Origin of the sequence: Halorubrum sp. FL23 (assembly GCF_052439115.2) — an archaeon.
Taxonomy (GTDB): domain Archaea; phylum Halobacteriota; class Halobacteria; order Halobacteriales; family Haloferacaceae; genus Halorubrum; species Halorubrum persicum.
Map to the genome: position 1 here is coordinate 1 of NZ_JBQVRO020000033.1, position 9,885 is coordinate 9,885.

Consider the following 9,885-nt stretch of genomic DNA (forward strand, 5'->3'; position numbering starts at 1 on the left):
TGTTGAAATTCTTAGCCGGTCATACAACCTGACCCGACTGCAATCAATATAGGGGACTCACGAATTGATCAGTACAGTATATACATGTACAATCAGTAGTCCAATTTCTAATTGACAGCTCGCAACCGTTCTGGCACAACCGTGTGTTCTGCTATGTGAGCAAAGAGCAGTCCAACGTAAGCCCCAACAATGAGTGCGTCAGATGACGGTATAAACGGGGGTGCCCCGAACGCAAGCAGAAGACCGAGCGTGAGAGGAAAGACAATCATAGCGATACCAAATGCTACTAATGCCAAACGCTCTCGGCGCTGTTCCGGATATCGGTCACGTGCAACCCAGACAACCGGACCGGCAAGGAGTGCGATACCGACACCAATACCCACAATGGGACCCCATGGAGTGAGACCACCTTCCATGAGTCGGAGAAGGCTCAACAGAGCGTATATTCCTACAAATACGAATACAAGGAATTGTCGTGTGGCGGGTGAGAGCGAGGGGACCATATATCAAAAAAACTCTGCGTTGTATAAAATATTATCACAGGGAAGCCGAACCACTTGCACTCTTCAGCGACCGGCTGTTTCAGCCGATAATGTATCTGAATAATGGTATTTCAACAGAGCCTTCTTTCCCTATTTAGTGCGCACTCTTCAGCGAACAGCTGTTTCAGAGGAGAATAGATCTGAAGAAGAGGGTTTCAGCAAAGCCAACTCATACTAAATAGTTGCCAAAATACTAAGTAATTACCAAAGAACTGTTCAAATAAGAAAATGAATTCGATTGCACGTGTCACCGGGCGAATTCAAGACCTCTCCCGGTGGGAGATAACAATCCTAGCTGTTACTGGGTTGGTGATCGGGCTTGTATCCTCGCGGGTAGGACTCCTTGGTCCACTCGCAGCAGTTCTATGGATCCCGTTTATGGGTGTCGCTACAATTTGGATTCTCTTTGATTCAAGAGAACAGGGATTCAAATATCCGTCTGTGGTCGCACTAACAGTTGCTATTCTGCTGTTCCTTATCATTCCGGGAATTGTAGCACTCGCAACCTATTACTATAAAACCCGAATCCAATAAAACGCAGACAGATGATGAGGTTGTACCGGCCCTTCTCTTTCAATTCAGGAGACTCGCAGATCGCTTAGACCATCTCGGTTTGACCCACAAGGCACATACGTAATGTAGGAAAATTTGAATGTGTATGATTTTGAACAAGCGAACAAGTGAGATTTTAGCGGCCACAGCCGCCTTTCTCTTTGTTCTTGGGACGTTGACTGGGTTGCGGGTCTGGGACTTGGAGCCCTCGACTTCAGTACAATCGGCTATAGTCTGGGTGGGTGCGCTCCTTATTATCGCCATCGTTGTCTTCCGGGCGTTTCAGGGCGCAGATCTCGTTGGGAATTGGATACTCGCATTCGGCCCATGTTTTGGTTTCACACTCAATCTGTTCATCCCAATCATGGCGGGGCCGGGCGCTTTCATATTCCCAGTTGGAAGCGGAGCAATCATCTCTGGCGTGATTACAGTAGTTGGGTACTTGATCGGACGAGGTTTCAGCGAGGTTTGAGATGAACAGGACGCGTAACCGGATTCAATAAGCACCTTACAGTGACCAGCGGTTTCAGACAAGAATATGTCTGAGGGATAGGATTCCGTCAGAGCCTCCAATTCCTACAGATGTCTACCGGAGATCAGACATCTATTGGTTGAATTCATTATCACCTGTAGACTGAGATTTGCGGACGCGGTCAATGAAGGCCTCGTTGAGCTCGTCTTGCTTCTCCACCAGGGACTCGTGAAATCCGTCTATTTCTTCGTCGTATTCCTCCTCAAGACGCCAAATCTCCCGTTGGATCCTCACTAGGTCTGTCCGCTCGATCTCGTTACCAATCACTTCCCCTTTTTCTGTGAGTTGGTGATGTTTCTTCGGTCCACGGTACACCGGCTTCTCATCAACTAACCCTGCGTCTCTCGCCTCATCAAGTCGTTTTTCAACCGTGGATGGGCTTTTTGGAAATTCTTGCCTTAGTGTTTGGAAACGCTTCGGCTCTTCATACAATTGCTCGATGAGCCAAGCTCCCCCGGCAGATGAGAGAACCTCGACCATCTGATCAAGTTCGTCTTCACTAAATTCGTCAGGTGGAGTTGGCCCTCCACCGTTCCCGCTAGCATCGCTGAAATCCACGTTATAATCTGGTGCGTGAGACTACACAGTAAAACCTCGGTACAGAATATACTGGCAGTACAAAATATACTACTCGATCTATCCGATCGATAGTTTTGGAAAATACCCAAACCCCGGTATATACTCTTTATGGGGGCTCTTAACCCCATCTCTCGTAGTGTGTCGCATGCAGATTCGGAAACGACACCCCCGCGAATATGGTACGGGTTGTACCAATTCGTCTATGGAAAATATGGATCTGAACGAACCCACCAGACAGTCACCGGGTGTGACCACTGAGTCGAGGCCTAGGTAACGACGACTACCACCCACCAGTAACTCGTGTACCTCGCCACCTCATCTCGATATCAGCTCACCTCGCCGTGGAGTGGAATCCACGGAACCAGTGAGATGAGCGGCTATTACTGGTGGGGAACCGCCGATTCTTGGGTAGCACCCTCCGATTTCCACTCCAAAATCTCGCTTACGGTTTACCGGTTCGGCCGGGGTGCTGAATGACTGACGAGCCTGAGAATGCTGTCAGAGAACGGGTAGTCGCTCAAGCGACGTCGCTCTTCGAAGTCCACGATAACGTGTCTCGCGTAATTGGGGAGCTTGACTTACCAATGGGCGAGGTCTACGACGAGTACGACATCAAAAGCGATGATACATTCGATTTCGAAGGGATGGTCCGTCTCTACCTGTACAAAGAAGCCGCAGAGATGAAACAAGAGGAGGTAACATCCCGCGTGAGAAACTGGGAGTACCTCCAACAGCGGTTTGGGCTTGACCGAGCACCAACGCAGCCAGCCTTTTCATACACCAAAAAACACCGATTTTCATACGAATTCAGGTCACTGCTCAACGATATTGCGAAGGGGATCAGAGACGCAGGCAGACAGCAAGGTCACTACGATAAAGACCTCAGATCACCGGAGCCGACCCCGTCACCAGATGAAATAGAGGAAACCTCCACACCCCTCCACCATTACGTCGATGATCACGCCCCAGATATCATTTCAGCCGCCCTGAACGACGTGTGCCCGGCGTTCGATACTGGGAGAGCACATAATGTCGTGCACGAAGACCAAACCGTGTGGGAACACCAGATCCTGATGAGTCTCTCTGACCGCGCGGGAACACGGTCAGCGTTCCGTACGTTCAACAAATTCCGCACGAGAGCGCTCCATAATGATACGCACGTCCGTGCGGTGAAGAAACTCGGCACACCATCATCGCATCAGTACACATTCGATGATTTCAATGGTAGACGCCGACCGACTCCACACTGGCGAAAAGTCACGGATACGATTCAACCACAATTCTCGGAAGCGGTCGATAACATGCTTGGCCGTATTCGAGAATCGGACGAGTTCAGTGAGCCGGTAGTTGCTGCAATCGATACGGTTCGCGTTCCGGTCAGCGTCACCCCGTACAAGGGTGAAGCAGACATCGAACCTGGTGACCCGAAAGTACAATTCGATAATGGAGAGTACGGCTTTCCGAAGGATGATTACCCGGAGATGATCACTGGGAGAGAAAACAAACCGTACGGGTACGAGTATGCGACTCTCACGATTGTCGGGCACAACGACCCGATAGTCCTCGCTGTTGAACCGGTTCGACATAATTCAACGTGGGAACTCGGGAATGGCATGTCGGTCTCATGGGCCGAAACCGTTGATCGACTAATGCAGCAAGCGACTGAGCTCGTAGATATTCACCTAGTGATGGCAGACCGAGCGTTCGATACGTATGAGGTCAAGCATGTGCTTGATCAGTACCACGATGTGAATTACCTTCTGCCGAAAAAGAAGAATTCGGAAGCATTGGTGCAAAATTTGGATGATGTAGAATCAGACTCAACGTTGGTCAGTCGGGTGCAACGTAAACCACTCAATTTGGACGGGAACAATACACAGTACGTTGAGGCTGAAAGTGACGACACGGTTGGTGAAGGGGGATACAGTCATGAAGAGACTTACATGTATGTCCCTGCAGAGAAGGATGACTGGGTGATCACCGAAGAAGACGATGTGAAGTACACGGTCTTCGTGACGAATCGGGAAGACGTGTTGCCGGAAGATGCGATGGGGTTCTGTAATCGGTATTCGAGTCGGTGGGACATCGAAATCGAGTATAAGATGATTAAGCCGCTGCTCCCGTCGATCGCGTCGAAGGACTACCGGATGCGGTATTTCTCGTTCGTGTTCAGCTGCTTGCTGTATAACCTGTGGCGATTGATGGATCACTCGTTGAAACGGCTTGCGTCTGAGGCGTTCGATAATTACGGTCGGTTAACCTTCGATGACCGATTGGACCCGTTGATGCCGATAGCTGACTTCCTAGCGTCAGCGTTGATCTTGATGTTCCGTGAAGATGGGCTTGACCCGCCTGACTGACGAGTCCTGATTCTCCTGGGGGGTTCTGGCTCTCGCTAGCGACGCGTATTTCGTTCACACCGGTATTTTCCCGTTTTCTTATCAGATTTCCCTAATGATTTGGTGACTCGGTGAGTTTTCTCCCGACTGAGATCTGAGATCGGTCTTCACCGGCAATATCAGCCGATATTCGTTTGTACGAACTCTACCTTCCGAACTTGTGGAAGACACAGTTTCGGAGGATAGCCCAGTTTCAGATCGAATTAACATCACTTCGTGGTTCTTCTCACCGACCAGTCCTGATTTGGATCCTTACCGATCGCATCTACTGGGCGGACGTGCGAAATTGCGTAGATTCTGCCGCTCCTGATTAGGGTTGTCACTCCCAAACGGCGGACTCAGGGGGATCAGCCGGTTAGTCGTGTGGAATCAACGACGAGGCAACGAGCTCAACACACTCACCCGCAGTAATCACAGGTGCGTAGTCCATCTCACCTCCCACACTCGCTTTCAGCAGGAAGTCGGTGAGCCGCCAGATATTGTACAAGAGGACCGCGAAAACGAAGTAGAACAAACGAATGCGGTAGTCTTTCGAGGAGGTCTTCGCGAGAAAATCACCTTTGATCGATTTGTACTCACTCTCGATCTGCCACCGGCGGCTGTAGCGCTGACAGAATGTCTCGGCTTCCTCAGGACCGACTCGTAGATTCGTCGCGAAGACGGCCGTTCCCTCCCCACTCGTCGACGGCACGTACAGGAGCCGCATTGGATGCGATCCAGATTCTACATGGATAGAAGCCGACTCAACAGCCACCTCTTGGTCGTCTCCCTCCATTTGTTCGAGCACATCCCGTTCGGAGCTTGAGACTCGCTTCGGAATGAGGTAGTTCACATCGAGGTTTGAGAGTGTCTGGAACACTTGTATCGAGTCAAACTCTCGATCACACAGCACCGTCTCGATCGGAACTTGTTCTTTCGCTCGTCGAACGAGCCGTCGCACAGTACGATGGATCTGATTCGACGGGTTCTCATCCCACTCGGAACTCTCACGGACCGGCTCAACCGCCAGAACGAGCGGGATGTTCTGCCCGATGATCGAGAGGGTTGCGAATTTGAATGCTCGACCGTCTCTGTCCTTGGTCCCGCTGACCATCGGCATTCCTTCGACCTCTCCGTAATAGGGAATAGTCGTGATATCGATTGCAGCGGTGACCGGCCTTCGAAAGGATGCTTCCGAGGCGATCACGGAGAGCAAGCGATCCGTTGTCTCGTTGAATCCGTTCACGAGTTCTTCGGGATCGAACTGCTTGACGGCGCGGAGGTGGGTATCACCATGGGGGCTGTACTCTTCGCCATGGCGATATTGGAAGCGAGTCGCTCCCTGCGCAGTTCCACAGTGGACCATCCCCATGAACGTCTGTAGCTCAAAGAATTGTGTGTCCTCGTACGAGGCGTTCGACGCCCGACCAGAGTCGAAGTGACCGAAGGCGTGATCACGCGCGAGGCGCGTTGTCTGGATGATCTCCTCCTGTGAGAAGGATTTGTCTTCTACTGGATCTGCGGCTTCTTGCTCATCGTCGACGATCTCTGCCTTAGGCCGCACCTCCGGCGCTGAGATGTCGCGATCGTGGACTTCCTTGATGACGTAGTGGGCGGCTGTGGTGACGAACTCCCGGGTCGCCTCGTCGAACCGGTTACGCCAGGTCCGCGAGAGCACCGATTCGTCGGGGATTTTCTCCAAGTCGAAGACAACTGCGAGTTCGGGATACTGGGCGAGCGAACGGTAGCTTTCGCCAGTGAGTTCGCGGTAGAGTAACAAGCGTACCATCCCCTCGAACGAGTGCGGTGCTGGATGCCACTCTGGGTAGCCGTCATTGAGCGAATCGAACGGCCCCTCCAGAGTTCGAAGAGCCGTGCAGAGGGACTGATCGGCTTTGAGTGCCTCTGTGAGTGTCAACCCGACAAGGTAGGCGTCGGTCAATCGGTGCTCCTGAGAAGTCATGTGAGCTATCCCATCAGCCAGTCACACAAGCGGCGCGATCCCATCCTCTTTGCGCAGGAACCGCTGCTGTTGAATCGGTCAGCACAAACAAGTACTCTGTAAGTCTCGCAGCTACGCTTCGTTCACTCATAGCTAACACCTTCATTGATGATGACTCAATCATCCTGCTCGACGTTGAGGGTGAGAAACTGGTCGGGAGATTCTGGAATCAACTATGCTGAGATAACTCGTGTGAGGACAACCAGCTTCTCAAGAAGAGGCGCGGCGTGAGTGGGAAAACTGGCATCTATAGCCCGTTAAATCGGTTTACAGAGTGCCATCTATCCAAACTGCACCGATTTTCTGATTCCGAATACCAACCGTATGCAATCGAAAAACCCCTCCTAAAGCGATCAGGCAGAGTTTCAGTCTGCAGTTTGGGTGCTAGTGGATGGTGTCACTCCTGGAAGCTCGGGGATGGATAGATCCACCCGGCGGAGCAGTTGCGCGTTGATGGCGACGATTACTGTACTCAACGACATCAGAAGCGCACCCACAGCGGGAGACAGCAGAATCCCGATCGGTGCCAACACGCCTGCTGCGAGCGGAATCGCGAACACGTTGTAGCCGGCGGCCCAGACGATGTTCTCCTGCATCTTCCGGTAGCTCGCCTTACTGAGTTTCACGAGTCGCACTACATCCATCGGGTTGTTCTGCACGAGAATGACATCCGCCGACTGGACGGCGACGTCGGTGCCGCTCCCGATGGCGATCCCGACGTCGGCTCGCGTCAGCGCCGGCGCATCGTTTACACCGTCACCAACCATCCCCACGAGCTTCCCCTGGTCTTGGAGTTCCTGGACTTTCTCGTCTTTGTCTTCGGGGAGGACCTCGGCGAACACCGTGTCGATGCCCAGTTCGTCAGCGACAGCGTTGGCGACGTCCTGGGAGTCGCCAGTCAGCATCGCCACTTCGATTCCCAGATCGTGGAGGGCGTCGACGACGCGGAAACTCTCTTCACGGATTACGTCGGCCATCGCGAACGCGGCGATCAACTCACTGTCACGAACGAGATACACCACCGTTTGAGCGTTCTGTCCCGCCTCGTCAGCGAAGCGCTGGAGATGGGCGGGGATCTCGCTATCGAGCTGGGTCAACAGGTTCGGCCCACCGACGTACACCTCGTTTCCATCGACGTTTGCGCGAACCCCTCGCCCTTTGATCGCCTCGAAGGCGGTCGCGTCGGGAGTAGTTAGGTCTCGCTCGTCGGCGGCCTCGCGAATCGCTCGCGCGATCATGTGTTCGGAGTCACTCTCGACGGCTGCCGCCAGCCCGAGCGCGTCGTCCTCGTCGACGCCGTTGACGGTCGCCATATCCACGACGCCGTGTTCGCCCTCGGTAAGCGTCCCTGTCTTGTCGAAGATGATCGCGTCCAGATTCCGTGCGTCTTCCATCGCGATGCGGTCGCGAACGAGCATCCCGTTGCGAGCGGCGAGCGACGTGTTGATCGCGACGACCAGCGGAATGGCGAGCCCGAGGGCGTGCGGGCAGGCGATGACGAGCACCGTCACGACTCGCTCGATGACGGTCGCGTCGAACGAGACCGCGACGGTCCACGCAATCGCCGTCACGACTGCCGCCCCGAGCGCGACGTAGAACAGCCAGCCTGCCGCCCGGTCGGCCAGTACCTGCGTCTTGGACTTGCTCTGCTGGGCTTCCTCGACGAGACGCATGATGCCCGCCAGCGTCGTCTCCTCGCCCGTCGCGCCAACACGGACGCGGAGACTACCATCGCCGTTGATGGTGCCGCCGATGACCTCGTCGCCAGGCTCCTTCGAGACGGGCTTGGACTCGCCAGTGATCATCGACTCGTTGACGTCCGAATCACCTTCCTCGACGGTGCCGTCAGCAGGGACACTTGCGCCCGGCCGGACGAGCACGAGATCGCCTTCCGAGAGCTCCCTGACGGGAACCTCCTCGGTTTCTCCGTCGTCGGTAATACGCTCGGCGGTGTCTGGCATCAGTTTCGCCAGTTCGTCGACCGCGCTGGAGGCCCGCCGGACCGACCGCATCTCGATCCAGTGGCCCAGCAGCATGATGTCGATCAGCGTGACGAGTTCCCAGAAAAACGCAGACTGCGTCGGGAAGACCACGCTCGCGAGACTGTAGACGAACGCGACGGTGATCGCCATCGAGATCAACGTCATCATCCCCGGCGACCGGTCTTTCAGCTCCGGCACCGCCATCTGGAGGAACGGCATCCCACCGTACGCGAAGACGATGACCGCGAAGACGGGGTTGATCCACTCGCTGCCCGGGAACGCGGGGACGGAGAACCCGAGCCACTCCTGCAGCATTTCGCTGTATAGCAGGACTGGGATCGACAGGAGCGTCGAGACGAAGAAGCGCCGGCGGAACATCTGCTCGTGGCCCTCGTGCATCCCGCCATGCCCCTCACCGTGGCCCTCATGGGAACCGTGGTCGTGTCCTTCGCCCTCGTGTCCAGCGTGCTCGTGCTGCTCGTCGAGCACCGTCTCACTCTCCGCAGCAGGGTGTGCCTCTTCTTCCAGTAGCTCCTGTTCTACCCGCTGCTCGTCCGACTCGGCGTCCGATTCATCCTGCTCGCCGTGTTCGTGCTGGTGACTGCTGTCGTCCTGCTGGTGTTCCCCTCCAGGGGGATTCTCATTTGTATCTTTGTGGTCGTCCATAGCCCATATTCTCTGTAGAGGTGGATCCGCTGGCCCCCTGAATCTTCCCCACTGAAACTGTACAGCAGGACCAGCGTAGCGAAGCTTCAAAGACAACGGTTGGCCGTTGTCTCGGAGTGGTCCGCGCGATTCTCAGGCGTAAGCGGTGTACCCGGCGTCTTCGACGGCCTCCACGAGAGCTGTGACATTTGCCTCACCATCGACGCTCGCCTGTTCGCTCTCCCTGTCGACGGTCACGTCAGTCACGCCGGATACCTCTTCGAGGGCCTCTTCGACCGTCTGCTCACAGTGACCGCACGTCATGCCTTCCACGATGATCGTCGTCGTCATACAGGGATACACACGGCCTCCTCTCTTTAGCGGATTTCCCCTTCGATCATACTGATATCGTGGGGCTCAAACTTTAGATTCAAAGTGATACCTGCGGCCGTAACGAACTAGACATCGGATGCGCCAGGTGTCAATAGCGAGGTGGCTCAAGTATCGTTGTGACGCTCTCTGTACGTCTTCGCCGCTAAAAAGACATAGAGTGCGCCGATAGCCCGAATGCCCAAGCGGAATCGCTCGTTCCATTCGTACGTGTTTACCCCCAGTTGATTTCGGTAGCCTCTCGTAAGAGCCGCACAATTGGTACCGTAGATCAATGCAGCAG

6 protein-coding genes are annotated in these 9,885 nt (G+C 54.4%); 2 read left to right on the top strand and 4 right to left on the bottom strand.

Annotated features, from left to right (window positions below; translation table 11 throughout):
• Window positions 1-1,200 precede the first annotated feature (1,200 nt).
• Entirely contained in the window at window positions 1,201-1,566 is a 366-nt protein-coding gene (locus ACT4MF_RS18265) for a hypothetical protein (protein ID WP_444683743.1), read from the top strand.
• Window positions 1,567-1,698: 132 nt separating this feature from the next.
• Here the strand turns inward: ACT4MF_RS18265 and ACT4MF_RS18270 are convergent, their stop codons facing one another.
• On the bottom strand, window positions 1,699-2,184 hold the full coding sequence (locus tag ACT4MF_RS18270; protein WP_444683742.1) for an HxlR-like winged helix-turn-helix transcriptional regulator: 486 nt from the start codon (window positions 2,182-2,184) through the stop codon (window positions 1,699-1,701).
• A 494-nt stretch (window positions 2,185-2,678) separates the two neighbouring features.
• On the opposite strand from ACT4MF_RS18270, the gene ACT4MF_RS18275 reads away from it, so the two are divergent.
• Complete coding sequence (locus ACT4MF_RS18275; RefSeq protein ID WP_444683741.1) at window positions 2,679-4,565, top strand: hypothetical protein; 1,887 nt, start codon at window positions 2,679-2,681, stop codon at window positions 4,563-4,565.
• A 394-nt stretch (window positions 4,566-4,959) separates the two neighbouring features.
• On the opposite strand, the gene ACT4MF_RS18280 is transcribed toward ACT4MF_RS18275, so the two are convergent.
• The 3 genes from ACT4MF_RS18280 to ACT4MF_RS18290 form a co-directional block, all read right to left on the bottom strand.
• Window positions 4,960-6,546, bottom strand: coding sequence for a transposase (locus ACT4MF_RS18280; protein ID WP_095638025.1), 1,587 nt, complete (start codon window positions 6,544-6,546; stop codon window positions 4,960-4,962).
• 404 nt (window positions 6,547-6,950) lie between these two features.
• On the bottom strand, window positions 6,951-9,233 hold the full coding sequence (locus ACT4MF_RS18285) for a copper-translocating P-type ATPase (protein ID WP_095638026.1): 2,283 nt from the start codon (window positions 9,231-9,233) through the stop codon (window positions 6,951-6,953).
• A gap of 132 nt (window positions 9,234-9,365) precedes the next feature.
• Entirely contained in the window at window positions 9,366-9,563 is a 198-nt protein-coding gene (locus ACT4MF_RS18290; protein ID WP_004594582.1) for a heavy-metal-associated domain-containing protein, read from the bottom strand.
• Window positions 9,564-9,885 lie beyond the last annotated feature (322 nt).